This window comes from Myxococcales bacterium (assembly GCA_016717005.1).
Classification (GTDB): domain Bacteria; phylum Myxococcota_A; class Polyangia; order Haliangiales; family Haliangiaceae; genus UBA2376.
In genome coordinates, this window is the sequence record JADJUF010000039.1 from 217,631 (window position 1) to 241,979 (window position 24,349).

Annotated in this window: 17 protein-coding genes and 1 pseudogene; 7 read left to right on the top strand and 11 right to left on the bottom strand. The window is 74.9% G+C overall.

Features of this window, described 5'->3' with window-relative positions; translation table 11 throughout:
• Positions 1–21: 21 nt before the first annotated feature.
• From IPL61_31950 to IPL61_31960, 3 genes are all read right to left on the bottom strand, one after another.
• A complete protein-coding gene (locus IPL61_31950; protein ID MBK9035812.1) occupies positions 22–423 on the bottom strand; it encodes a hypothetical protein in 402 nt (133 codons plus the stop codon).
• A 118-nt stretch (positions 424–541) separates the two neighbouring features.
• Positions 542–1,642, bottom strand: coding sequence for a serine/threonine protein kinase (locus IPL61_31955; GenBank protein MBK9035813.1), 1,101 nt, complete (start codon positions 1,640–1,642; stop codon positions 542–544).
• 84 nt (positions 1,643–1,726) lie between these two features.
• Positions 1,727–3,109, bottom strand: coding sequence for a spondin domain-containing protein (locus IPL61_31960; GenBank protein MBK9035814.1), 1,383 nt, complete (start codon positions 3,107–3,109; stop codon positions 1,727–1,729).
• A gap of 180 nt (positions 3,110–3,289) precedes the next feature.
• On the opposite strand from IPL61_31960, the gene IPL61_31965 reads away from it, so the two are divergent.
• The 5 genes from IPL61_31965 to IPL61_31985 all read left to right on the top strand — a co-directional run bounded on the left by IPL61_31965 (position 3,290) and on the right by IPL61_31985 (position 10,875).
• On the top strand, positions 3,290–5,986 hold the full coding sequence (locus IPL61_31965) for an HAD-IC family P-type ATPase (protein MBK9035815.1): 2,697 nt from the start codon (positions 3,290–3,292) through the stop codon (positions 5,984–5,986).
• A 53-nt stretch (positions 5,987–6,039) separates the two neighbouring features.
• Positions 6,040–6,504, top strand: a complete 465-nt coding sequence (locus IPL61_31970) for a hypothetical protein (protein ID MBK9035816.1) — start codon at positions 6,040–6,042, stop codon at positions 6,502–6,504.
• A 116-nt stretch (positions 6,505–6,620) separates the two neighbouring features.
• Positions 6,621–7,337 carry an ABC transporter ATP-binding protein gene (locus IPL61_31975; protein ID MBK9035817.1) on the top strand — a complete coding sequence of 239 codons (717 nt, stop codon included), beginning with the start codon at positions 6,621–6,623 and terminating at the stop codon, positions 7,335–7,337.
• A complete protein-coding gene (locus tag IPL61_31980) occupies positions 7,337–9,688 on the top strand; it encodes an ABC transporter permease (GenBank protein MBK9035818.1) in 2,352 nt (783 codons plus the stop codon). The genes IPL61_31975 and IPL61_31980 overlap by 1 nt, the downstream gene beginning before the upstream one ends.
• Positions 9,689–9,690: 2 nt before the next feature.
• A complete protein-coding gene (locus IPL61_31985; protein MBK9035819.1) occupies positions 9,691–10,875 on the top strand; it encodes an HlyD family efflux transporter periplasmic adaptor subunit in 1,185 nt (394 codons plus the stop codon).
• 61 nt (positions 10,876–10,936) lie between these two features.
• Here the strand turns inward: IPL61_31985 and IPL61_31990 are convergent, their stop codons facing one another.
• Positions 10,937–12,271 carry a peptidylprolyl isomerase gene (locus tag IPL61_31990; protein ID MBK9035820.1) on the bottom strand — a complete coding sequence of 445 codons (1,335 nt, stop codon included), beginning with the start codon at positions 12,269–12,271 and terminating at the stop codon, positions 10,937–10,939.
• 12 nt (positions 12,272–12,283) lie between these two features.
• Positions 12,284–13,246, bottom strand: coding sequence for a tRNA-dihydrouridine synthase family protein (locus tag IPL61_31995; protein ID MBK9035821.1), 963 nt, complete (start codon positions 13,244–13,246; stop codon positions 12,284–12,286).
• A gap of 59 nt (positions 13,247–13,305) precedes the next feature.
• On the opposite strand from IPL61_31995, the gene IPL61_32000 reads away from it, so the two are divergent.
• The gene (locus tag IPL61_32000; GenBank protein ID MBK9035822.1) at positions 13,306–14,709 is read left to right on the top strand and encodes a wax ester/triacylglycerol synthase family O-acyltransferase; all 1,404 of its coding nucleotides are present in this window, start codon (positions 13,306–13,308) and stop codon (positions 14,707–14,709) included.
• Positions 14,709–16,022: a serine/threonine protein kinase gene (locus tag IPL61_32005; protein MBK9035823.1), complete on the top strand. Its 1,314-nt coding sequence runs from the start codon at positions 14,709–14,711 to the stop codon at positions 16,020–16,022. The genes IPL61_32000 and IPL61_32005 overlap by 1 nt, the downstream gene beginning before the upstream one ends.
• Here the strand turns inward: IPL61_32005 and ylqF are convergent.
• The 6 genes and pseudogenes from ylqF to IPL61_32035 form a co-directional block, all read right to left on the bottom strand.
• The gene (gene ylqF, locus IPL61_32010) at positions 16,007–16,867 is read right to left on the bottom strand and encodes a ribosome biogenesis GTPase YlqF (GenBank protein ID MBK9035824.1); all 861 of its coding nucleotides are present in this window, start codon (positions 16,865–16,867) and stop codon (positions 16,007–16,009) included. The two genes, IPL61_32005 and ylqF, sit on opposite strands and share 16 nt — an antisense overlap.
• Positions 16,868–16,903: 36 nt before the next feature.
• Positions 16,904–17,488: a Uma2 family endonuclease gene (locus IPL61_32015; GenBank protein MBK9035825.1), complete on the bottom strand. Its 585-nt coding sequence runs from the start codon at positions 17,486–17,488 to the stop codon at positions 16,904–16,906.
• Positions 17,489–18,143: 655 nt separating this feature from the next.
• Positions 18,144–18,698, bottom strand: a pseudogene (locus IPL61_32020) (DTW domain-containing protein).
• On the bottom strand, positions 18,695–21,457 hold the full coding sequence (locus IPL61_32025; GenBank protein ID MBK9035826.1) for a serine/threonine protein kinase: 2,763 nt from the start codon (positions 21,455–21,457) through the stop codon (positions 18,695–18,697). The pseudogene IPL61_32020 and the gene IPL61_32025 overlap by 4 nt, the downstream one beginning before the upstream one ends.
• Positions 21,458–21,489: 32 nt before the next feature.
• Entirely contained in the window at positions 21,490–22,371 is an 882-nt protein-coding gene (locus IPL61_32030) for a serine/threonine protein kinase (protein ID MBK9035827.1), read from the bottom strand.
• The gene (locus IPL61_32035) at positions 22,368–24,338 is read right to left on the bottom strand and encodes a hypothetical protein (GenBank protein MBK9035828.1); all 1,971 of its coding nucleotides are present in this window, start codon (positions 24,336–24,338) and stop codon (positions 22,368–22,370) included. The genes IPL61_32030 and IPL61_32035 overlap by 4 nt, the downstream gene beginning before the upstream one ends.
• Positions 24,339–24,349 lie beyond the last annotated feature (11 nt).

A 24,349-nucleotide genomic window follows, 5' to 3' on the forward strand; every position in this document is an offset into this window, starting at 1 on the left:
CGCCACCGCCGCGGGCCGCGCTCACGCCAGGCTGCCGAGCCACTCGTCGAGGTCGCGGGTGACGCTGCCGACGTCGAACTGCGACAGGCCCAGGGCGCGGGCGCAGCGCAGGATGACGTGGGCCTCGACCGCGCGCAGCTCGCCGTCGACGGTGCCGAGCTCGACGGCGTCGCCGACGAAGGTCAGGCCGATCGCCTGGAGCTGGTCGGCCGCGTGGGCGCGGACCGACGCCGCGAACGACTCGGGCGTGACCCGCTCGAAGAACAGCGACTCGTGATCGACGCCCGGGCAGCGCCGCTCGAGGATCAGGTCGAGCCGCGAGCTCTCGAGCGATTGCATCTCGCCGTCGGCCACGGCGACCGCGTGGAGCGCGGCGGCGTAGGCGGTCGCGACCGGCCCCTGCAGCGTCGGCGGTGACTCCATGCCTCGAGTCTACACCGGCGCCGGTCGGCGCTGACGCCCGCTCGAGCTAGTCGAGCTGGTCGAGCTGGTCGAGCTGGTCGAGCTAGTCGAGCTGGTCGAGCTGGTCGAGCTGGTCGAGCTAGTCGAGCTGGTCGAGCCCGAGCTCGGCGACCCAGTCGCGCGACTCGGTGGTCTCGTGGCCGAACGCCTCGGTCGGCCGGCTCGGGCCGGCGGCCAGGTCGGCGGCGACGTCGGCCAGCATCTGGGCGCGCTCGTCGGCGACCAGCGCGTCGATCAAGGACAGCCGGCTCGAGGCGCCGCGCGCGGCCGCGACCCGGCCGTCGCGCACCAGGTTGGCGACGTCGCGCGACATCACCTTCCACTGGCGCGAGAACAGGTACTGCGACAGCGCGTCGCCGACGTCGGCGGCCGACTGGAAGCGCTGGGCCGGATCGCGCGCGAGCGCCTGCCGGACGATGCCGTCGAGCTCGGCGTCGATGTTGGGGTTGAGCGCGGTCAGCGACGGCACGCGCGCCTCGCGCACCAGCTCGACCGTGGCGTAGGCGGTGTCGCCGTAGAAGAGGCGCCGCCCCGACAGCATCTCCCACAGGATGATGCCGATCGCGAACACGTCGGTGCGGGCGTCGACCTCGAGGCCCCACGCGGCCTCGGGCGACAGGTAGCTGAACTTGCCCTTGACCACGCCCTGGTCGGTCTGTTCGACCTGGCTGTTGGCCTTGGCCAGGCCGAAGTCGACGATCTTCACCTCGCCGTTCTTCGACAGCATGATGTTGGGCGGCGACACGTCGCGGTGGACGATGTGCAGCGGCTGGTTGGTCTCGGGGTGGTCGAGCACGTGGGCGTAGTGCAGGCCCTTGCAGCACTCGATGATGATGTGGAGCGCCAGGCGCGGCTCGAGCAGGCGCCCGCGCTGGGCCTCGCGCTCGAGCGCGGCCTTGAGGTCGCACCCGTCGACGAACTCCATGATCAGCAGGTAGGCGTCGTCGACGGCGCGGTGGATGTCGAAGACCTGGACCACGTTGGCGTGCTGGAGGAACAGCGACAGCCGAGCCTCGTCGAGGAACATCGACACGAACCGCGGGTTGTTGGCCAGCGACGGCAGCACCCGCTTGATCGCGACGGTCTTGCGGAAGCCTTGCAGGGTCTCGGCCACGCCCCGGTACACCTCGGCCTGGCCGCCGCCGCCCAGCCGCTCGAGAGTCGTGTAGCGCGCGCGCATGGTCGACGATCGTACCACGCGCACGGCGACGCCCGCGCGGGCGATCCACGCGGGCGCCAGCGTCGGCGCGGGGTCAGCGCCAGGTCAGCGCGGGGTCAGCGTCACGCGCAGGTGGGCGCTGGCCGGCGCCGGGTAGCGCGCGCCGACCGCGCGCACCTGCCGGATCGGGTCGGGCGCGCCGCTGTCGGGCGTCGCCTGCTGCGGCGCGGTGTTGGGCCCGATGCCGAGCTCCTCGTCGAGCTCGGTGCCGGCGTCGTAGATGCCGACCATGTGGGTGACGTCGCCGCTCATCGGCGAGCCGTCGGGGTTGAACAGCATGATCCCGGCGGGGTCCGACGCGAAGAACCAGTCGTTCGACATGCCGAACATGGTCGCGAACGACAGCCGGTCGCCGGGCAGCGCGGAGATCTCGGCCTCGTACGCCTGGCCCGGCCGGGCCGGCCCGGGGCCGGCGGCGCCGACCGGGACCGCGAGGACGCCGGCGCCGACCAGGCCCGTGCGCGACGCGTCGAGCGAGTCCGCCAGCACCTGCGGGTCGCCGCGCTCGGCGAGGCGCTCGAGCCCGTCGCCGCGATCGGCGACGCCGAGATCGTACAGCGGGGTGCCGCCGCGGTGGACCGCCCAGACCAGCGGCGACGCCGGCGTGGCGACGCCGGTGAGCACGCCGAGGACGTTGACCAGGCCGGCGCCGCGGCCCGACTCGGCCACCTGCTCCAGGCCCTGCGCGCGGTCGGCGGCGCCGGGCGTGAACAGCGGTCCGGGCGCGGCGTGGAGCGCCCACACCGCCGGCGACAGGTGGACGTCGCGGCTGCCGGCCGAGGTCACGAGCGTGGTCGCGGTCGACACGTTCTGCAGGCGCACCGTGAACTGGCGGTTGGCGCCCGGGGTCACGGTCACGCGGATCACGGCGTCGATCGCCGGGCGCGTGAACATCACGCCGCTCGACAGCGGCGCGGTCACCGGGATCGAGCGCACGGTCGGATCGGGATCGGGGGCGCCGGCGTCGGGCCCGCTCTGGCGCGGACCGGTGCTGTCGCCGACGGCGGGCTCCTGATCGAGCTCGGTGCCGGCGTTCCACAGCTCGACCTGGGCCGTGACGTCGCCGCTGACCGGGGCGCCGTCGCCGTCGTAGAGCGCGATGCCGGCCGGGCCCGGCGCGAAGAACCAGTCGTTGGACTCGCCGAACATCGTCGCGAACGACAGCGCCTGGCCGCGCCCGGCGGTGAAGGTGAAGTCGTAGGCCTCGCCGGAGGCCAGCGGTCCGGGCGTGGCCACGAGCTTGGTCGACGCGAGCCCGGCCTTGAGCACGGTCCACGGCGCGACGTTGTCGACGCGGACGGTGAACGTGGTCGGCGTCGGCGCCGCGTCGGTGGTGGCGCCCGCGTCGGGCGTGAGCTCGGGCTCGTCGGCGTCGCCACAGGCGGCGAGCGCGGCGAGCGCGGTGAACATGACAGCGGTCTTCTTCATCTCTGGGTTCTCCTGGTGACCCCCGCAGTACGTGGCCGACCGTCATCGGTAACAGCGCGATCGTCGCGATCGCGCGGGCCGTAACCAGGGCGCGCCTGCGGCGTAGTGCCCGCTGGCGCCGACGCGCTGAACGCGCGGTCACGGCCGAGCCTGACGCGCGGATCGCGGTACACCTCGAGCATGGTTGACGCCGCGCCGTGGCACGCCCAGACCGCCGAGGCGGCGGCGACGACCCTCGACGTCGTGCCCGCGACCGGCCTGACCGCGGCCGAGGTCCGCGCCCGGCGCGCGCGCCACGGCGCCAACGCCCTGCCCGAGGCCCGCCGCCGCTCGGCGCTGGCGGTGCTCGGCGCGCAGTTCGCGAGCCCGCTCATCTACCTCTTGCTCGGCGCCGCGGCCGTGGCGCTGGTGCTCGGCCACCCGAGCGACGCGATCGTGATCGGCGTGGTCGTCGTCACGAACGCGATCATCGGCGCGTTCCAGGAGGGCCGGGCCGAGCGATCGCTGGCGATGCTGCGCGAGCTGGCGACGCAGCGCGCGCGCGTGGTGCGCGACGGCCGCGAGGAGGAGATCGCCGCGAGCGCGCTGGTGCCCGGCGACGTGCTCGTGGTCGACGCCGGCGACGCGATCACCGCCGACGCGCGGGTGCTGGACGCCGCCGCGCTGCAGGTCAGCGAGGCCGCGCTGACCGGCGAGTCGGTCGCGGTCACCAAGGCCCCCGAGCCCGTGGCCGCGGACGCGGCCCTGGCCGATCGGACGTGCCTCCTCCACGCCGGCACCCTCGTGACCGCGGGCCGCGGGCGCGCCGTGGTCGTCGCCACCGGCACCAGGACCGAGATCGGCCAGATCGCCGCGATGGCCGCGGCCGCGGTCCAGCCGGCCACGCCGCTCGAGCGACGGATCGCGCAGTTCGGACGCTACCTCATCGGCGCGGCGGCGGTGACGTTCGCGCTGGTGCTGGGGGTCGGCGCCGCGCGCGGCGTGCCGATGGCCGAGGTCGTGATGATCGCGATCAGCCAGGTGGTCGGCATGATCCCCGAGGGCCTGCCGGTCGCGATGACGATCGCGCTGGCGCTGGGCGTGCAGCGGATGGCGCGCCGCAACGTCGTGGTCCGCCGGCTCGCGGCGGTCGAGACGCTGGGCTCGACCACGGTGATCTGCACCGACAAGACCGGCACGCTGACCCGCAACGAGATGACCGTGACCGCGCTGTGGCTGCCCGACGATCGCGCGCTCACGGTGACCGGCGTCGGCTACGCCCCGGCCGGCGCGATCCTCGACGCCGCCGGCGCGGCGGTGGCGGCTGACGACGCGCCGGTGCGCGCGCTGCTCGAGGCCGCGGCGCTGTGCAACGACGCCCACGTCCACGCCGACGGCGCCGGCTGGCGCACCGTCGGCGACCCGACCGAGATCGCGCTGGTGACGCTGGCGCTCAAGGGCGGCGTCGACGTCACGGCCGTGCGCGCCGCGCACGCGCGCGCGGCCGAGCTGCCGTTCGACCCGGCCGCCAAGCTGATGGCGACCGCGCACGTCGGCCCCGACGGCGCGCGCCAGGTGCTGGTCAAGGGCGCGCCCGAGGAGCTGCTGGCGCAGTGCGCGACCGCGCGCCGGGGCGCCGTCGACGTCGCGCTCGATGACGACGACCGCGGCGCGCTGCGCCTGGCGGCCGAGCGCATGGCCGCCCAGGGCCTGCGGGTGCTGGCGGTCGGCGCCATCGCCGGCGCGACGCTCGCGCCCGAGGCCGGGTTCGCGGCGCTGGCGGGGCGGGTGACGCTGCTCGGGCTGATCGGCCAGCACGATCCGCCGCGGCCCGAGGTCGCCGACGCGGTCGCGCGCTGTCGCGCCGCCGGCATCCGCACGGTCATGGTCACCGGCGACCACAAGGCGACCGGGCTGGCGATCGCCACCGCGCTCGGCATCGCCGGCGCGGACAGCGAGGCCCTCGACGGGCGCGAGCTCGCGGCGCTGACCGACGCCGAGCTGGCCGCGCGCATCGATCGCATCGCGGTGTTCGCCCGGGTCCACCCGGCCCAGAAGCTGCGCATCGTCAGCGCGCTCCAGGCCCGGGGCGAGGTGGTCGCGATGACCGGGGACGGCGTCAACGACGCGCCGGCGCTGGTCAAGGCCGACGTCGGCGTCGCGATGGGCCTGGGCGGCACCGAGGTCGCCAAGGAGGCGGCCAAGATCGTGCTGATCGACGACAACTTCGCCAGCATCGCGGCGGCCGCCGAGGAGGGGCGCGTCGTCTACCGCAACCTGAAGAAGGCGGTGCTGCTGCTGTTCTCGACCTCGGCGGCCGAGGTGCTGGTGCTGCTGCTGGCGATGGTGCTGGGCTACCCGCCGCCGTTCGTCGCGGTGCAGATCCTGTGGAACAACCTGGTCACCGAGGGGCTCATCACGGTCAACCTGGTGATGGAGGAGCGCGAGGGCGACGAGATGACGCGGCCGCCGATCTCGCCGAGCGAGCCGCTCCTGACCCGCGTGCTGCTGGCGCGCATGGCGGTGATGGTGCCGACGATCGTCGCCGTGACCCTGGGCTGGTTCCTGTGGCGCACCGCCGCCGGCGTCCCCCACGACCAGGTCCGCACCGAGACGTTCACGCTGCTGGCGATCTGCGAGTGGTGGAACGTCCTCAACTGCCGCTCGGAGACCCGCTCGGCCCTGCACACCGACGTGCTGCGCAACCGCTGGCTCATCGGCGGGCTGGTGATCGGCAACCTGCTGCAGGCGGCGGTCGTGTTCTGGCCGCCGCTGGGCCAGCGGTTCTACACGACGCCGTTCGGGCTCGAGGTGGCCGTGGCGCTGGGCGCGGTCGGGAGCCTGGTGCTGTGGGTCGAGGAGCTGCGCAAGCTGATCGTCCGCCGACGGCAGCGCTGACGCCGGCACGCGCCTTGCTCCTCCTGGGTGCGCACGAGCTCGAGGAGGTTCACATGCGCACGACCTGCGGCCTGATCGCCCTGATGCTCCTGGCGGCCTGCAAGGCTGCCCCAGCGCCACCACCGCCGAGCGGGCCCGCCGGCAAGCTCGAGGGCCGGATGGGCAACTGCCCGAGCGCGGTCGACGGCGCGGTGACCCTCATGACGCCGGTCTCGGGCGGCGTCGCGCTCGACATCACGTCGCCGGATCTCGGCGCGGCCCGCGAGATCGTGGCCCGCGCCACCCACCACGCCGCCGCTGGCGCGCCCGATCCCGCGGCGATGCCGCACACCGGCGCCCACGGCGGGCCCGGCGACGTCGGCCACTGTCCGGTCGTGCACAAGGGCACGCGCGTGACGGTCACCGAGATCGGCGGCGGCGTGCGCATCGTGATGCTGGCCGAGGATCCCAGCCAGGCGGCCGCGCTCGAGGCCCAGACCCGCGAGCGCATCCAGTGGCTCGACCCCGCGGCGCACTGACGCCTCCCCGCGGCTGCGCAAGCCGTGCGTGTCGCCGCGCGGCAACCGCCAGCCTTGCGCTCGCGGCGGGCGCAGCGCGCGCGGTCGCTGGCGTGCCGCTTGCGTCTGGAGGGGGCGTGACCGCGCCTGTCGAGACCGTCCTGCGCGCGCGCCAGCTGACCAAGGTCTATGGCGCCGGGCTGACCGAGGTGCGGGCGCTGGACGGCGTGGACTTCGAGCTGCGCGCCGGCGAGCTCTTGGTGCTGCTGGGGCCGTCGGGGTCCGGCAAGTCGACCTTGCTCAACATCCTCGGCGGCCTCGACGCCGCCACCAGCGGGACGCTCCACCACGGCGCCCAGGACCTCACCCGCGCCAGCGACGACGAGCTCACCGAGTTCCGGCGCGCGCACATCGGCTTCGTGTTCCAGTTCTACAACCTGGTGCCGAGCCTGACCGCGCGCGAGAACGTGCAGCTCGCCGCCGATCTGGTCGCCGCCCCGATGCCGCCGGCCGAGGCCCTCGCCGTGGTCGGCCTCGACGCGCGCCTCGACCACTTCCCGGCGCAGCTGTCCGGCGGCGAGCAGCAGCGGGTCGCGATCGCGCGCGCGATCGCCAAGCGCCCCGCGGTGCTCCTGTGCGACGAGCCGACCGGCGCGCTCGACGGCAAGACCGGGCGCCTGGTGCTCGAGGCCCTGCTCGCGGTCAACCGGCGCTTCGGCACCGCCACCGCGATCATCACCCACAACGCGGTCATCGGCGACATGGCCGATCGGGTCGTGACGATGAAGGACGGGCGCATCGGCGACACCCGCGTCAACCCCGCGCGCCGGCCCCCGGCCGAGCTGGACTGGTGATGCGGGCGATCGATCGCAAGCTGCTGCGCGACCTCGGCCGCATGCGCGGCCAGGTCATCACGATCGCGCTGGTGCTGGCGGCCGGCGTCGCGGCGACGATCAGCCTGACCGGCACCTACCGCGCGCTCGGCGCCGCCCGCGACGACTACTACGCGGCCCAGGGCTTCCCCGATCTGTTCGTGCACCTCGAGCGCGCGCCCGACGTCGTGGGCGACCGCCTGGCCGCGATCCCGGGCGTCGCGGCGGTGACGCCGCGCCTGGTCGAGCCGCTGGCGGCGTGGATGCCGGGGCAGGCGCGGCCCGCCACCGGCACCGCGGTGTCGCTGCCCGACGACGGCTCGCTGCGCGGGCTGGTGCTCCGCCAGGGCCGCGGGCCCGAGCCGGGCCGCGCCGACGAGGTGGTCGTGCTCGAGAGCTTCGCGGCCGTGCACCAGCTCGCGCCCGGGGATCGCCTCGAGGTGGTCATGGCCGGCCGCCGCCACCGGCTGCGCGTGGTCGGCACGGTCATGTCACCCGAGCACGTGTTCCCGGTCGCGGGCGGCGTGATCAACCCGGCCGGCGTCGTGGTGGTGTGGATGCCGCGCCGGGCGCTGGCCGCGCGCACCGGCCGGGTCGCGGCGTTCGACGACGTGACCTTCGTCCTGACCGAGGACGCCAAGCCCGACGTCGTCATCGCCGCGATCGACCGCGAGCTGACCCCGTGGGGCGGGCTCGGGGCGTACGGCCGCGACCAGCAGCTGTCGCACCGCTTCGTCAGCCAGGAGCTCGAGCAGCTCGAGGTGCTCGCGACCCGGGTGCCGGTGGTGTTCCTGCTGGTCGCCGCGTTCTTGCTCAACGTCGTCCTGGGCCGGCTGATCCAGCTCCAGCGCGAGCAGCTCGCGGTGCTGCGCGCGCTCGGCTACCGGCGCGCCGCCATCGCCCGCCACGTCGGCGGGTTCGCCGCGGTGATCGTGCTGGCCGGCGGCGCGCTCGGGGTCGGCGCCGGCGCCGCGCTCGGGTCGGCGATGACCCAGCTCTACGTCCGGTTCTTCCACTTCCCCGAGCTGGCGTTCCACCTCGAGCCCGACCTGATCGCGATCGCGCTGGTCGTGTGCGCGGGCGCGACCGTGGCCGGCGCGTTCGTGGCGATGCGCCGGGTGCTGCGGCTGGCCCCGGCCGAGGCCATGCGGGCGCCGGCGCCGGCGCGCTACCGGCCCGGCCTGCTGTCGTGGCTGCACCTGACCCGGGTCGCGGGCCCGCTCGGGCGCGTGATCGTGCGCGAGATCGAGCGCAAGCCGCTGGCGCTGCTGCTGTCGGTGGTCGGCGTCGGCTTCGCGGTCGCGATCGTCGTGCTCGGCCGGTTCTCGCGCGACTCGCTCGACCTCTTGCTCGACGACGTCATGGCGCGCTCCATGCGCGAGGACGTGGCCGTGGTGCTGGCGCGGCCGGCGCCGGTGACCGACCTCGGCTGGTTCGCGCACGCGCCGGGCGTGCTCGCGGCCGAGCCGGTGCGCTCGGTGCCGGTGCGGATGACCGGGCCGCGCGGTCACCGCGACCTGGTGCTGACCGGCCAGCGCCCGGGCGACCGGCTGCGGCGGATCCTCGACGGCCGCGGCCGCCCGGTGCCGGTGCCGCGCGATGGCTTGTTGATCAGCGAGGTGCTGGCGCGCCGGCTCGGCGTCGCCGTCGGCGACCGGCTCGCGATCGAGCGGCGCGACGGCGACCGCCGCCGGCTGACGCTGCCGGTGGCCGCGACCGTCGACGACCGCCTCGGCCTCAGCGCCTACCTCGACCTCGACGCGCTGGCCGCGGCGCTGCACGAGACGCCGCAGCTATCGCAGGTGCTCCTGGCGATCGACGCGCGCGAGCGCGATCACCTGCTGGCCACGCTGGCGCAGGTGCCGGCGGTGGTCGAGGTGATCGAGGTCGCCAGCTTCCGCGACGCGTTCGCCGCGCAGTCGGGCGACAGCATGACGTTCTTCACGTGGCTGGTGGTCGGCCTCGGCGTCGTGATCGCGGTCGGCGTCGTCTACAACAACGCCCGGGTCGCGCTGTCGGAGCGCGCCCGCGACCTGGCGACCCTGCGCGTGCTCGGCTACCGCCGCGGCGAGGTCGCGGTGGTGCTGATCGGGCAGCTGGCGTTCCAGGTGGCGCTGGCGGTGCCGCTGGGCCTGGTCGCGGGCTGGGCGCTCGCCAGCGCGCTCATGGCGACCGCCGACCCGGAGCAGTACCGGTTCCCGGTGGTGATCTCGGCCCAGACCTACGGCTTCGCGACGCTGGTGGTGGGCGGCGCGGCGCTCGCGACCGCGGCGCTGGTGCGGCGCCGCCTCGACCGCCTGGATCTGATCGACGCCATGAAAGCGAGGGACTGACCATGCGACGCTGGATCACCCGGATCATCGTCGGCGCGGTGCTGCTCGCGATCGTCGCCGTGCTGGTGTGGTCGATGTGGCCACAGCCGGTGCCGGTCGAGGTCGCGCCGGTCACGCGCACCCCGCTGCGGATCACCGTCGACGAGGACGGCCGGGCCCGGGTCGAGGATCGCTACCTGGTGGCCGCGCCGCTGGCCGGGACGCTGGGGCGGATCGAGCTGCGCGCGGGCGACCCGGTCGCGGCCGGCGCGGTGGTCGCGCGGATCGCGCCGCTGCCGGCGCCCCTGCTCGACCCGCGCACCCGGGTCGAGCTGACCGGCCGGGTCGACGTGGCCCGGGCCCAGCGGCGCCAGGCCGAGGCCACGGTCGAGCGCGCCCGCATCAACGCCGAGTACGCGGCGCGCGAGCGCGATCGCCTGAGGCCGCTGGTGGCGCAGCAGGCCGTGCCCGGCATCGAGCTCGATCGCGCCGACCTCACCGCCGAGATCGCCGCGCGCGATCTGAGCTCGGCCCAGTTCGCGGCCGCGGTCGCGCGCCACGCCCTCACCACCGCCGAGGCCATGGCCGCGCGGACCGGCCAGCGCGGCGACGGCGACGACGTGCTGGTCGAGGCCCCGGTGTCGGGCCAGGTGCTGCGGGTGCTGGTGCCCAGCGCCGGCGCGGTCGCCCCGGGCACGCCGCTGCTCGAGCTCGGCGATCCGCACCACCTCGAGATCGTCGCCGACGTGCTGACCGCCGACGCGGTCGCGATCCAGCCCGGCGCCAGCGCGACGATCACCGGCTGGGGCGGCCCGCCGGTCGCGGGCCGGGTCCGGCGGGTCGAGCCGTCGGCCACGACCCGGCTGTCGGCGCTAGGCGTCGAGGAGCAGCGGGTCGACGTCGTGATCGATCTGACCGCGCCGCCCCAGGCCTGGGCCGGCCTCGGCGACGGCTGGCGGGTCGAGGTGGCGATCGTCACCGTCGAGCTGCCCGAGGTCACCGCGGTGCCGCTGGGCGCGCTGCGCCGGGCCGGCGATGGCTGGTCGGTCTACGTCGTCGCCGACGGCGTCGCGCGCCGGCGGGTCGTGACCCTGGGCCAGCGCAACGCCGAGGTCGGCGAGGTCACCGCAGGCCTCGCGGTCGGCGAGCGCGTCATCCTGCACCCGGGCGAGCGCATCACCGACGGCGTGCGCGTGCGCGCACGATGACCACGCCGCCCACGGCGCGGCGACCGCGCCGACGGGGCGCGACCGCGGGTTGCCGCGCGCGCTACTCGGTGCGCTGGATGATGTGGAAGCCGAACTGAGTCTTGACCACGCCGACCTCGCCCACGTTGAGCCGCAGCGACAGGTTCTTGAACGGCGCGACCAGGCCGGCGTTGGGATCGACGTCGTAGCTGTTGCCGGTCGCGGCCGAGCCCGGATCCTCGGACAGCGACTTCATCAGCGGCTCGATCTTGTCGCCCTTGGCGAGCGCGGCGACGGTCTTGGCCACCAGCGCGTCGAGCTCGGCCCGGGTGCGCTTCTTGCCGCGCTCGTCGCCGGCGTTGGCCTCGGACCAGCCCAGCAGGATGTGCTTGACCTTGCACTTCTCGGTCACCGGCGCGCGCGCCAGGATGTCGGCCGACTCGAGCGGATCCGGCGGCGGCGGCGGCACGCGCTTGATCACGTGCCAGCCGAACCCGGTCTTGACCAGGCCGGCCTCGCCCAGCTGCAGGCGCAGCGCGAGGTCCTTGAACGGCTGCACGAACCCGGTCGCGGGCCCGACGTCGTAGGACTTCCCGTCCTTCGAGCCCGGGTCCTCGGAGAACTCCTTCATCAGCGCGGTCATGTCGGCGCCGCCCTTGACCTTGGCCAGCACGTCCTGCGCGATCTTGTCGGCCTCCTCCTTGGTGCGGTTCTGCGCCCGCGGATCGAGGGGGCGCTGCTTGGCCATCGGCACGTCCTTCCAGCCGATCAGCACGTGCTGGACGATCACCGTCTCGGTCCCCGCCGGGCGGGCCAGGATGTCCGCCGACTCGAGCGGATCCGGCGGCGGCGGCGCGATGCGCTCCATCACGTGGTAGCCGAACTGGGTCTTGACGATGCCGACCTCCTTGACCTCGAGCCGCAGGCCGAGCTTCTTGAACTCGGGCACGAACGGCGCCTCGGAGGTGATCTGGTAGGGCTCCCCGGACTGCGAGCCAGGATCCTCGGAGTGCTGCTTGACCAGCTCGTCGATCCGATCGGGCGCGGCCTTGAGCTGCGCCGCGACCTGCTTGGCCAGGAGCGCGGCGTCCTGGTTGGAGCGCTTGGCGGCGCGCGGGTCCATGCGGCCGCCGTAGACGGCCGACAGCTTGTCCCAGCCGATCAGCACGTGCTTGACGTCGACCGCGGCCGCGGTCTTGTCGCGCGCCAGGATGTCCTTCGAGTCGATGTCGTAGACGCCGTCGGGGCCGGGCTGGCCGAGATCGGCGACCGTGACGGTCGTCGCCGCCGAGCCGCCGGACTTGTTCTTGGCCTTCTCGCGCTGGCACGCGCCGGCGAGCAGGCTGGTCGCGAGGACCACGACGGCGCCGAGGCGCGTCCAGCGCGGCGACCGATGAGACGTAGGTAGGGGTGCCATGAGGCGCGCAGTCTACGCCGCGATCCCGACCAGCGCGAGCGCTTCGTCAACCGTCGGCGCGACGTACAGGGCCCGGCGGGCGGCCTCGTCCAGGAGCGGCGCCACGATCGGCACGTGCCGACGGGTGACCCGCACGCCGAACACCGGGCCGCGCGCCGCCACGTTCGCGGCCAGCAGATCGCGGTACATGACCCGGCGCTCATCGGCGGTCGCCGGCGCCACCCGCGCGCCGCGGGCCAGCCAGGCCCGGGCCTCCCGGAACACCCACGGGTAGCTGACCGCGGCCCGGCCGATCATCACCGCGGCGCAGCCGGTCTCGGCCAGCGCCCGCGCCGCGTCGTCGGCGGTGGCCACGTCGCCGTTGACGGTCACCGGCATCGCCACGACCTCGCGCGCGCGCCGGGCCCAGCTCCAGTCGGCGGCGCCGCCGTGGCCCTGCTGGGCGGTGCGGCAGTGGATCGTCAGGCCGGCCACGCCGACGTCCTCGAGCCGGCGCGCCAGATCGACGATCGGCATGTCCGACTCGGGCCCCCAGCCGATGCGGGTCTTGACCGTCACCGGCAGCCCGACCGCGGCCACGACCTGCTGCGCCATCGCGACCATCTTGGCCGGGTCGCGCAGCCAGGCCGCGCCGGCGCCGCCGCGGGCGATCCGCGGCACCCAGCAGCCGCAGTTGACGTCGACGTAGGCCGGCGCCGCCGCGGCCGCGATCTCGGCCGCCTCCATGAGCAGCCGGGCGTCGGCGCCGTAGATCTGGATCGCGGTCGGGCGGTCGTCGGGCCCGAGCGTGGCCTTGCGCCGGGCCAGCTTGCTGCGCGCGATCATCTGCTCGGCGCGCACGAACTCGGTCACGCACAGGTCGGCGCCGAGCTGTCGGCACGCGCGCCGGTAGACCGCGTCGGTGACGTCCTCCATCGGCGCCAGGATGACCGGCGACGCGCGCCACAGCGCGGCGATGGTTTCGGCGTGCGACATGGGGGGCGCCATGTAGCACGGCCTCGCGCCGCCCGGGATACAATGCCGGCGGAGGCTCGATGGCTGGCAAGAAGCTCTCGGTGTTCGACGCGTTCTTCCTGGCGGCCGAGACCCGCGAGGCGATGATGCACGTCGGCGGGCTGCTGGTGTTCACGCCGCCGCCCGACGCCCACCCGCAGCTCCTGCGCCACCTGGCCGACGAGCTGCGCGCGTCGGTCGAGATCTACCCGCCGTGGAACCTGCGGCTGTGGACGCCCGAGCTGCTCAAGAACCCGCTGCAGGCGTGGATCGAGGAGCCGAACGTCGACCTCGAGTACCACGTGCGGCGCTCGGCCCTGCCGTCGCCCGGCGACGAGCGCGAGCTCGGCATCCTGGTGTCGCGGCTGCACTCGATCCCGATCGACTTCCACCGGCCGCCGTGGGAGGTCCACTTCATCGAGGGCCTCGAGGGCGGGCGGTTCGCGATGTACTTCAAGATCCACCACGCGCTGGTCGACGGCTACACCAGCATGAAGCTCCTGGCCCGCAGCCTGGCCCACGACGCCGACGATCGCGACACGCCGATGTTCTTCGCGCGGCCGCCGCGGGCCCGGTCGATCACCGCCGAGTCCGAGCCGGCCCCGACCTTCGAGCGCGTGCTCGAGGCGGTGCGCGGTCAGCTCGGCGCCACCCGCGAGGCCGGGCGCGCGATCATGAACGTGGTCCGGGCCCGGCGCGACGGCGACCGCACGCTGGTGGCGCCGATGGGCGCGCCGCGGACGCTGATCAACCGGCGCATCTCGCGCAACCGCCGGTTCGCGACCCAGCAGTACCCGATCGAGCGCCTGCGGGCCGTGGCCAAGGCCGGCGGCGGCACGATCAACGACGTCGCGCTCGCGGTCTGCGGCGGCGCGCTGCGCCGGTACCTGCACGAGCGCGACGGCCTGCCCGACGAGCCGCTGACCGCGATGGTGCCGGTCAACATCCGGCCCAAGGACGATCCCGGCGGCGGCAACGCGGTCGGCGCGATCCTGTGCTCGCTGGCCACCGACATCGACGATCCGTGCGCGCGCCTGGCGGCGGTGATCGCCTCGACCCGCCGGGCCAAGGAGCAGCTGGCCGGGCTGTCGCGCTCGGCGATCATGCAGTACAGCGCCGCGCTGATGGCGCCGCTGGTCATGCAGCAGCTGCCGACCGCGGCCAGCTGGCTGCGCCCGACGTTCAACGTGGTCGTCTCGAACGTGCCCGGCCCCGAGCAGCCGCTGTACTTCCGCGGCGCGCGGCTCGACGCCCTGTACCCGCTGTCGATCCCGTACCACGGCCAGGGCCTGAACATCACGATCAACGGCTACGCCGGCACGCTCAACATCGGCTTCACCGGCTGCCGCGACGCGGTGCCCAGCCTGCAGCGCCTCGCGGTCTACAGCGGTGACGAGGTCAGCGCGCTCGAGCGCGACCTCGGCGTGGTCGCGCAGGCCGGGTGATGGCCGACGCGCCGGCGGCGATGATCGGACGCTACCGCGTGCTGGCGGCGCTCGGCGCCGGCGCGATGGGGACGATCGTGCGCGCGCGCGACGAGCGGCTCGGGCGTGAGGTCGCGATCAAGCGGGTCAAGAACGTGCGCGGGCTGACCGCGGCGATCTTCCTGGCGCGGTTCGAGGCCGAGGCGCGCGCGCTGGCCGCGCTGTCGCACCCCGGGGTCGTGGCGGTCTACGACTCGGGCGTCGCCGACGACGAGCCGTACCTGGTCATGGAGCTGCTGGCCGGCCCCAGCCTCAAGGACGAGCTCGCGCGGCGCGGCCCGCTGCCCGCGGGCGAGGTGATCGCGATCGGCATCCAGCTGGCGCGCGCGCTCGAGGCCGCCCACGCCCGCGGCATCCTGCACCGCGACGTCAAGCCGGCCAACGTCGTGCGCGCCGCCGACGGGACCTGGAAGCTGGTCGACTTCGGCGTCGCGCACCTGCCCGACTCCGACGTGACCCTGGCCGGTCAGTTCGTCGGCACGCCGTCGTACGCCGCGCCCGAGGCGCTGACGCTCGGGCGCACCAGCCCGCAGTCCGACGTGTTCGCGCTGGCGGCGACGCTGCTCGAGATCGCCACCGGCGCCAAGCCCCGCGCCGATCTCACGCTGGCCGACGTGATCGCCAAGAGCGACGCGCCGGTGGTCGAGCCCGCGGCGCTGGCGCGGCTGGGGCCGCTGGCGCCGGCGATCGTGGCCGGGCTCGCGATCGTGCCCGATCGCCGCCCCGACGCCGCCGGGCTGGCCGCGCTCCTGGCCGCGCGCGTCGAGGCGGCGGCGCCGGCGCCGTCCTCGACCGAGGCCACCGCGCCGCCGGCGTTGGTCACGCCGCCGACGCCGTCCTCGACCGGGGCCACCACGCCGCTGGCCTTGATCACGCCGCCGGCGGCGGGCGCGCCGGCGGCGCACTCGTCGCCGGGGCTGACCGCGACCTGGTCACCGCGCGCGACCCGCGGCCTCGCGATCGCGGTCGCCGCCGTGTTCGTGCTCGGGCTGATCGGCCTGGGCCTGCGCTGCGACGACACCGGCGGCCCGGCCGCGGGTCCGGCCCCGGCGGCCGGGCTGGCGCCGCGCGGCGACGACCTCCCGGTGCGGTTCGATCCCCCGGCCGACCTCGACGACAAGGGCGCCCGCGACTGGTCCAAGATCGCCGACAAGGTGCGCGCGGGCGACTTGCGCGAGGCCCTGAACAAGCTGCGCGGGTTCGAGCGCAAGCGCGGCGTCAGCCCCGAGACGCTGAGGCTGCGGGCCTGGCTCGAGGCTCACGCCGGCGATTGAGCGGGGGCGTCGGCCGGCGGCGTCTCGAGGCTGACCCGGCCGACCCGGCCGGCGCGGAACTCGTGGACCAGGAGCTCGGACGCCTTGTGCAGATCGATCGCGCCGCCGGGCAGGAGGCAGCCCCGGCGGCGCCCGAGCTCGGCGAGCACGTCGTCGCCGGTGGGGCCGAGCGGCCCGAGCTTGAAGCGCGCGGCCACCTCGGCCGGGTAGTGCTGGCGCAGGTACTCGGCCGCGAACCGGCCGATCGTCAGGTAGTCGATCGCGGTGTCGGGGATGACGCCGCCGAGCGCGAGCCGGAACGCGATCGACTCGTCGACGATGTGCGGCCACAAGAGGCCCGGGCTGTCGGTGAGCAACGTGCCGGTCGGCAGCGCCACGGTCTTCTGGATCTTGGTGACCGCGGGCTTGTCGCTGACCTTGGCGACGGCGCGGTCCATGAGCGTGTTGATCAGCGTCGACTTGCCGATGTTGGGCACGCCGGCGATCAGCGCCCGCACCGGCCGGCCGCTCGACGACGCCAGCCCGAAACGCTTGAGCGCGTCGGCGAAGCGGCGGCGGGTCTCGCCGGGCTGGGTCGAGGTCGCGGCGAACGCGCGCACGGTGTCGCCGGGCGCGGCCTCGAGGGAGCGCAGCCACGCCGCGGTCACGGCCGGATCGGCCAGATCGCTGCGGGTCAGGATCTTCAGGGCCGGCGTGGCGCCGCGCAGCTCGGTGATGACCGGGTTGGCGCTGGCCGACGGCATGCGCGCGTCGAGGATCTCGACGACGACGTCCTGCGACGGCATGCGCTCGGCGAGCTCACGCCGCGCCTTGGTCATGTGTCCGGGGTACCACTGCAGCGACAACCCGCGCACCATGCCACAGGCGCGCCGCCCGTGGGCTCACGCCGGTGGCTCGTCGCCGAACAGCGTGCCGACGGCGAGCTCGATGGCGTCGAACGGCTCGGCGCGCACGACCTCGCCGCGCTCGGCCCGCACGACCGTGACGTACCCATCGGGACTCCACCGCATCACCGTCAGCGTCGCCTCGCGCGGATCGACCAGCCAGTAGTGCGGGATCGCGACCCGATGGTAGAGGCGCAGCTTCTTGATGGTGTCGTCGGTCGCGTTGCCAGGCGAGACCACCTCGCAGATCCAGTCGGGCGCGACGTCGACGGGAAACCCGACCGGCCGATCGGGGCACCGGTCGCGACGCCAACCCAGGACGTCGGGACGCACGATCTCACCTGTGGCGAAGCGCACCTCGACCTCGGTGGCGATCCACCAGCCGCCGGGGCCACCTCGACCGGGCGCGCGCTGGAACGGCGCGTGCACCGCCCCGACGACGCCGGCCTGGGCGGTCCCGTGCTCGCCGCTCGGGGCGGCCTTCTCGATCAGCTCGCCGCCCATGAACTCGTGGAACCGCTCGGCTTCTGGGATCGCCCAGAAGTCATCGACCACGGCCTGACGTCGGACCGGTTCGCGCATCGCTCGATGCCCAGTCTACGTCGCTTCGCGGCACGGCGCGAGCGCGGCCCCATGGCCCGGTCATGCGCCCGCGGCGACCAGCTGGGCGCGCCAGCCGCGCACCAGCCGATCGAGCATCGCCAGGCGCCGACCGCCGCGGCCGCCGGCCAGCGCCGGGGTCGGGCCGACCAGGGCCTCGAGGCTGGGGACCTTGGCGCGGGCGTAGCGCTGCGCGACCGCGCGCAGGTCGAGGCGGGCCGCGGGCAGCGCGCCGCCGTGCCGCCGCGAACAGCGCCGGCGAGCGCGGCCCCCACGCGCACACCACGTCGGTCGGGCGCACGAACGCCGCGAACCGCGCGATCAGCTCGGCGTGCGTGACGCCGGCCGCGAGCTGGGTCGCGGTCAGCTCGCTGTGGAGCTCGGTGTGCGGCGCCAGCGCGCCGGTGGGCGCGACGATCTGGTCGAACAGCGCGCCGTCGCTCGGTCGCCAGGCGAGCCAGTGGATCAGCTCGTCAGGCGGCGCGGTCGCGCGCAGGCGCGCCGGCCAGGCGTTGGGCTCCCCGACCACGCACACCAGCGCGTCCCAGCGCGCGGCGATCTCCGAGGGCAGCGCGGGGCCCGGCGCGGTCCGCGGGCGTGGACGCCGATCGCGCTGGCTCGGCCCGCTGGCCTCGCACGCGAGCTGGCGGTCGATCATCGCCTCGAACGGCGCCAGCAACGCCTGGAACCGGACCGGCTCACCCTCGAGCACGCCGAGCACGTGCGCGAGCGCCTCGATCGTCGAGCAGTACGCCGCCGCGGGCTCGCGGCGGATGCGGTAGCGCGACGGCGTCGGCGCCACGAAGCCGTAGCGCGGCAGCGCCTGGAGCAGCGGGTTGTCGCGCACGACCCGCCGCGCCTGGGCCCAGGTGCCGTCGACGACGACCAGCGTCACCGGCCCGGTCGGCGGCGCGGTCAAGATGTCGACGGCGTCGGGCCCCGGGTACAGCAGGATCGCCGGCCGCGCCGGATCGGACAGGGCCCGCACCACCGGCGCCCGCGCGGCCCAGTCGACGCCGACGTGCAGCTCGGCGTCGGGCAGGCACAGGCTGGCCATGCGCGCGGTGCCGTGGGCCATGTCGCGCTCGCGGGTGTGCTGCAGCAGCAGGACGCGGGTGCGCGTCGGCAGGCGCGGCAGCAGCGCGCAGTAGCACATCGCCGCGGGCCGGCGGCAGCGCGCGCACCGGCTCACGGCGCCGCGAGCTTGGTCAGCTCGTCGACCACCCCCACCCACGCGGCGCTGGCGTTGGGCCGCGCCGCCATCTGCTGCGCGATCGCCAGCGCGGCCCGGGCCTCGACCCGCGCCGCGGCCACCTCGCCGCCGGCGCGCAGGTCGAGCGCGAGCTCGCCGCGGGTCTCGGCCTCGTCGCGCGCGAAGGTCTCGTTGTCGGGGTGCGCAGCCCGGGTCACCTCGGCGATCGCGAGCGCGGCGCGGAACGACAAGATCGCCTGGGCGCGATCAGGCACCTCGCGCTGCGCCTTGGCGATCTTGTAGTGGCTGTAGAACAGATCGCGCCGCCAGCCGGCGTTGGTCGGATCGGTGGCGACCAGGCGCTCGCGGATCGGCAGCGCGCTCCGATACGCCGCCAGCGCGCCCCGCGGGTCCTTGGCCTTCATGCGCACGTCGCCGAGCTTGTTGGCGATCAGCGTGCGCGCGCGCTGCGACTCAAGGTTCGACGGGTCGCGCGCCGCCAGCTCGGTCGAGATCGCCTCGCACGCGGTGAACTCGGCGGTCGCGTTGGTCAGGTCCCCTTGCGCCAGGTAGATCATGCCGGCCCGCTCGCCGATCGTGGCGCCGGTCGACAGCCGCTCCATGTTGGTCGGATCGATCGCGATCGCCCGGTCGATCATGCGCCGGGCGGCCTGGACCTCGGCCAGGGCCCCGGCGAGGTCCCGCTGCTCCATCAAGATCGCGCTGACCTCGTTGTGGCTGAGCGCGACGTCCTGCAGCCAGCGCGGGTCGGTGGGCGCGCGCGCGACCTGGCGCTCGCCGATCGCGAGCCCGGTGCGATAGCCCGCGAGCGCGCCCGGCAGGTCGTGGCGCGCGTCGGCCAGGAGCCTGGCGACGTGGCTGTGCGCGATGACCAGCGACTTGTCGGCCGACGCCGACGGCGCCAGCTCGGCCCGCCGCATCGCCAGCGCGAGCGCGGCCTGGAACTCGGTCAGCGCCGGCTCGAGCTCGCCCTGGCGCTCGAGCACCTTGGCGACGCGACCGCGGTAGAGGGCCGCCACCTGCAGGGCCTTGTCGTCGGTCGCATCGAGGGCGAGCTGGCGCTCGGCCCGGGCCCGCAGGTCGAGGAAGCTGGCCAGCGCGCCGGCGAGGTCGCCCTGCTCCTGGCGCACGTCGGCGATCCTGTTGTCGGCGTCCATCGAGCGCTGCTCGTACTTGGTGACGTCGGGGTGCGCGCGGACCAGCGCCGCCAGCACGGCGGCGGCCTGCTCGTACTCGGCCAGCGCGCCCGGCAGATCGGCGCGGGCCTCGATCACGCTGCCCAGCGCGATCCGCGCGGTCGCCGCCAGGAAGTGATCCTCGGCGGCGTCGGCGCCGCCGCGGGCGTCGTAGTACGCCACCGCCCGGCGCGCGACCGCGTCGAGCAGGTCGAGCTTGCCGACCGGCGCCAGCTTCTCGCGCAGATCGCCCAGCATGAACTGCATGAGCTCCTCGGCGTCCTGCTGGTGTCGCACCGCGCTGGCCCGCTCGGCCCGGGCCTGGCGCTCGGCCGCGACCACCCGGCGGATCGCGACCACGCCGATCGCGATCGCGACGACCGCCGCCGCGGCCACCGCTGTCAGCAGGGTCCGGTTGCGGCGGATCCAGCGCCGGACCAGGTGCCGCAGCGAGTAGCGGTGCGCGCCGACCAGCTGGCCGTTCTGGAACCGGCGCAGGTCCTCGGCCAGGTCGCGCGCCGTCGGGTACCGCGCCGCCGGATCCCGCGCCATCGAGCGCTCGACGATCGCGACCAGCTCGGACGCGGCCTCGGGCGCGAGCGCCCGCAGCGCCACCGGCGGGCCCGCGAACACCGCCGCGAGCAGCTCGGCGGTGCTGTCGGCCTGGTACGGCGCCCGCCCGGTCAGCAGGTGATACAGCAGCGCGCCGATCGCGTAGACGTCGGCGCGGGCGTCGACCGCGACGCCGTTGGCCTGCTCGGGCGGCATGTACGCCGGGGTGCCGAGGACCTCGCCGACGACGGTGTCGCCGAAGCTGGCGCTGCCGCTCGGGCCGGCGTCGCCGCCGCTCACCGGCATGGGCCGGTCGGGGTCGGGCGTGACCTCGAGGTCGGCGCCGCCGAGCTCCTTGGCCAGGCCCCAGTCGATCACGACCGTCTCGCCGAACTCGCCGACGACGACGTTGCGGGGCTTGAGGTCGCGGTGGATCACGCCCTGGCCGTGGGCGTAGGCCATCGCGTCGGCCACCGCCAGCACGCTCGGCAGGAGCGCCAGCCGCTCCGCGTACGACCGCGCCGCGGCGATCGCCTGATCGAGCGAGCGCCCGGTCACCAGGCGCATCGCGTAGAACGGCTCGCCCGACGGCCAGGTGCCGGCCTCGTGGACGCTGATGATCGACGGGTGCTGCAGCCGCGCCGAGATCCGGGCCTCGCGCTCGAACCGGCGCGCGACCCGGCCGGTGCTGACCAGCATCTCCTTGACCGCGACGTCGCGCCCGAGCCGGCGGTCGCGCGCGACCAGGATCCGGCCCATGCCCCCGCGCGCGATCTCGCGCTCGACCACGTAGTGGGCCGGGTCGACCTCGACCAGCTGCGGATAGTCGGCCCGGGCCGCGGCCGGGGCCGCGGTCGACGGACGGATCCGGGACGACGAGGCGCGACCGAGCGACGGGTCGTCGGCCGTGACGGTGTCGTCGCGCGCGGTGTCGTCGGCCGCGACGGTGTCGTCGCGCGCGGTGTCGCCGGCGTCGGGCGCGGCCACGGTGTCGTCGAGGATCGTCCGCAAAGGTCGACTCTACTACGCCCGCGCCCCCGCGGTCACGGCAGGCTCAGGAACGCGTCGTCGAGGCAGGCCCGCATGATCGTCGCCGACGCGAACCGATCGGCCGGCGCCTTGGCCAGCGCGCCGGCCACCAGCGCCTCGAACGCCGGCGTGCACCACGGCGCCGGGCCGACCACGTCGGCGAGCCGCGGCGGCGCCTGGCCGACGTGCGCGCGCAAGAGCGTCAGCGCGTCGTCGCCGACGAACGGCAGCCGCCCGGTGACCAGCTCGAACAGGATCACGCCGACCGCGTACAGGTCGACGCGGCGATCGATCGCCCGGCCGAGCGCGGCCTCGGGCGCCATGTACGCCGGGGTCCCGAACGCGATCCCGGTCCGGGTCAGGCGATCGCCGCCGACGATCGCCGCCGCGTCGTCGAGCAGCTTGACCAGCCCGAAGTCGAGCACCTTGACCCGATCGAACGGATCGTCGGCCGGCCCGACCGCGGTGACCAGGACGTTGTCGGGCTTGAGATCGCGGTGGACCACGCCGCGGCCGTGGGCGTGCTCGATCGCGTCGAGCAGCTGCCGCGTCAGCACCAGCGCGCGGCGCGGCGGCAGCGCGCCGTCGACGCCGAGCGCCGACAGCGGCCGGCCCTCGATCAGCTCGACGACGAGGTACAGCCGCCCGCCGTCGACGACCAGCTCGATCGCGCCGACGATGTTGGGGTGCTCGAGCAGCTGCAACGCGTTGGCCTCGCGCGCCAGCCGGCGCGCCGCCTCGCCGCCGTCGTCGAGATCTGGCAGCGCGGTCTTCATCGCGAACCGGCGGCCGTCGCTGGCCTCGACGGCGTAGACCGCGCCCATGCCGCCGTGGCCGAGCACGCCGCGCACGCGATAGCGCGCCGCGACGGTCGCGCCGGCCGCCAGCAGGCTCACTCGCGCTCGGGCAGCGCGGTGACGCCCGCGCGCAGGGTGGCGTCGACGTCGCCGGCGCCGCCGCGGATCGCGAGCGTGCCGCCGAGCGCGTCCTGGCTGAAGCGCACCGTCGCGGTGCGGCCGTCGGCCAGGGTCAGCGCGACGCCGTCCTGGCCGGCCGCGTCGGCGGCGGTCGCCGCGGTGACCGCGCCGTCGAGCGAGACCACGTGCAGGTGGTGGGTCGTGCCCATCGAGCGCTCGTCGTAGCGGAAGCCGCCGGTGAAGTCGCCGCCGAGGCCGCCGGCGGTGCCGGTCGCGGTCGCCGGGAGCAGGCGCTGCACCCGGAGCGCGTGGCCGCCGCTGGTCGTGGTCGCGGCGGCGCCGGCGACGGTGAAGCTAGCCGGCGCCACCAGCTGCCACACCTGGGCGACGTCGGCGGCGGCGGTGACCCGGTCGTAGATCACGACCACGTCGGGCTCGAGGAACACCAGCTCGCGCTGCCACCGATCGATCGGCGCCGAGCTGCCGAACGCCGCGGTCAGGTCGCCGGCGGCGTGGAGCCAGCCCGGGCCGCGCGCGACCGCCGCCATCTGCGAGGTCGTGCCCTCGCGCTGGCCGATCGTCGCGCCGCCGCGCTCGAACCGGAGCAGGCTGTGGGCCTCGGGCTCCTGGCGCAGGCCGTCCTGCGAGTCGACGACGCCGTCGTAGGCCAGCCAGGCGCCCTTGTAGATCATGAACGAGCCCTGATCCTGGTGGGCGTGGGACTCGGTGTAGGGCCCGGCGATGAACGACAGCCAGGTGGCGTCGGTGGCCCAGCTCGAGCGCGCGTACAGCTGCCCGACGCCGGGCGCGTAGTAGGCCCGGCCGAGATCGGTGAACGGCGCCGGGGTGATCGTCGTCGAGTACAGGAAGTCGTAGACGTACATGAACGGCTGGTCCATCTCGGGCACCGACGTCGCCGCCAGGAACGAGGTGGCGCGGGCCGCGAGGGGGTCGTCCTCGAACAGGTACGTCAGGGTCTGCAGGTAGTGGCGGTGGTAGTCGAACCACAGCGCCTCGGAGTCGCGCGAGTGATCGCCGATCGGCGCGATCCGATCGAGGGTCGGCACGGTCGCGTGCATCATGTGCAGCATCGACGCGCGGCTGTGCCCGGTGGTGTCGGCCAGCGCCTCGCCGGTCGAGCCCTGCCAGAAGTCGTAGAGCTCGAACAGGTTCTTCATCGCGACGCCGTAGCCGGTGCCCTCGCGCGAGCCGCCGCCGACCAGGTCGCGCTCGAACGTCGGCAGGAGCTGGCCGCCGATCTTGTCGTCGCGGAACTTGGCGATCCACTGCTCGCCCTCGGGCGTCTCGCCGCGGGTGGCGATGCCGAGCAACATCGTCGCGCGCAGGAACGAGTAGTAGTAGTTGTTCGACGGGTTGTCGATCGACCAGCCGCTCCACGCCATGACCGGGCCGCCCCAGTTGGCGTCGTCGGGGTGCCACACGTTCCAGACCGCCTGGTTGGCGTAGGCGATCCAGCGGGTGCGCTGGCTCGCCGACGTGGCGTCGAAGCACCAGTCGTAGGTGAGCGCCAGATCGCCGACCAGCGCGCCGACCTCGAGGTAGCTGTCGAACGCCGCGGCCGGCCGGTCGCCGGCGCTGATCTTGTCCTCCTCGTCCGACACGAACGCGTCGATCTGCTCGACCGCGGCGGCGCAGTAGCGCGGCTCGCCGGTGAGCTGGCCGACCAGCGCCGCGTACCAGGCCTGGAACGCGTAGATGTCGGCGCCATCGAGCTGGAGGTCGACGATGCGCTTGAACCGGGTCCAGCTCGCGGCGTCGGCGGTCACCAGCGCCGCCAGGCGGTCGCGGTTGCGCTGCAGGTAGATGCGGGGGTGATCGTCGGCGAAGATCGGACCACCGCCGCCGTCACCGCCGCAGCCGAGGAGCGTGGCGCTGAGGCCGAGGAGCACCGCCGCGAGGCGCGGACCAAATGACATCTGACTCACGGCGCGGACCT

Excerpts from the sequence above, each read along its gene's own strand:
- IPL61_31955 (MBK9035813.1), bottom strand. The coding sequence starts at position 1,642 with ATGCGCGCGCGCTACACGACTCTCGAGCGGCTGGGCGGCGGCGGCCAG.
- IPL61_32015 (MBK9035825.1), bottom strand. The coding sequence starts at position 17,488 with ATGCGCGAACCGGTCCGACGTCAGGCCGTGGTCGATGACTTCTGGGCG.
- IPL61_31980 (MBK9035818.1), top strand. The coding sequence starts at position 7,337 with ATGCGGGCGATCGATCGCAAGCTGCTGCGCGACCTCGGCCGCATGCGC.
- IPL61_31950 (MBK9035812.1), bottom strand. The coding sequence starts at position 423 with ATGGAGTCACCGCCGACGCTGCAGGGGCCGGTCGCGACCGCCTACGCC.
- IPL61_32000 (MBK9035822.1), top strand. The coding sequence starts at position 13,306 with ATGGCTGGCAAGAAGCTCTCGGTGTTCGACGCGTTCTTCCTGGCGGCC.
- IPL61_31965 (MBK9035815.1), top strand. The coding sequence starts at position 3,290 with ATGGTTGACGCCGCGCCGTGGCACGCCCAGACCGCCGAGGCGGCGGCG.
- IPL61_31990 (MBK9035820.1), bottom strand. The coding sequence starts at position 12,271 with ATGGCACCCCTACCTACGTCTCATCGGTCGCCGCGCTGGACGCGCCTC.
- IPL61_32005 (MBK9035823.1), top strand. The coding sequence starts at position 14,709 with ATGGCCGACGCGCCGGCGGCGATGATCGGACGCTACCGCGTGCTGGCG.
- IPL61_31995 (MBK9035821.1), bottom strand. The coding sequence starts at position 13,246 with ATGTCGCACGCCGAAACCATCGCCGCGCTGTGGCGCGCGTCGCCGGTC.
- IPL61_31970 (MBK9035816.1), top strand. The coding sequence starts at position 6,040 with ATGCGCACGACCTGCGGCCTGATCGCCCTGATGCTCCTGGCGGCCTGC.
- IPL61_31960 (MBK9035814.1), bottom strand. The coding sequence starts at position 3,109 with ATGAAGAAGACCGCTGTCATGTTCACCGCGCTCGCCGCGCTCGCCGCC.
- IPL61_31985 (MBK9035819.1), top strand. The coding sequence starts at position 9,691 with ATGCGACGCTGGATCACCCGGATCATCGTCGGCGCGGTGCTGCTCGCG.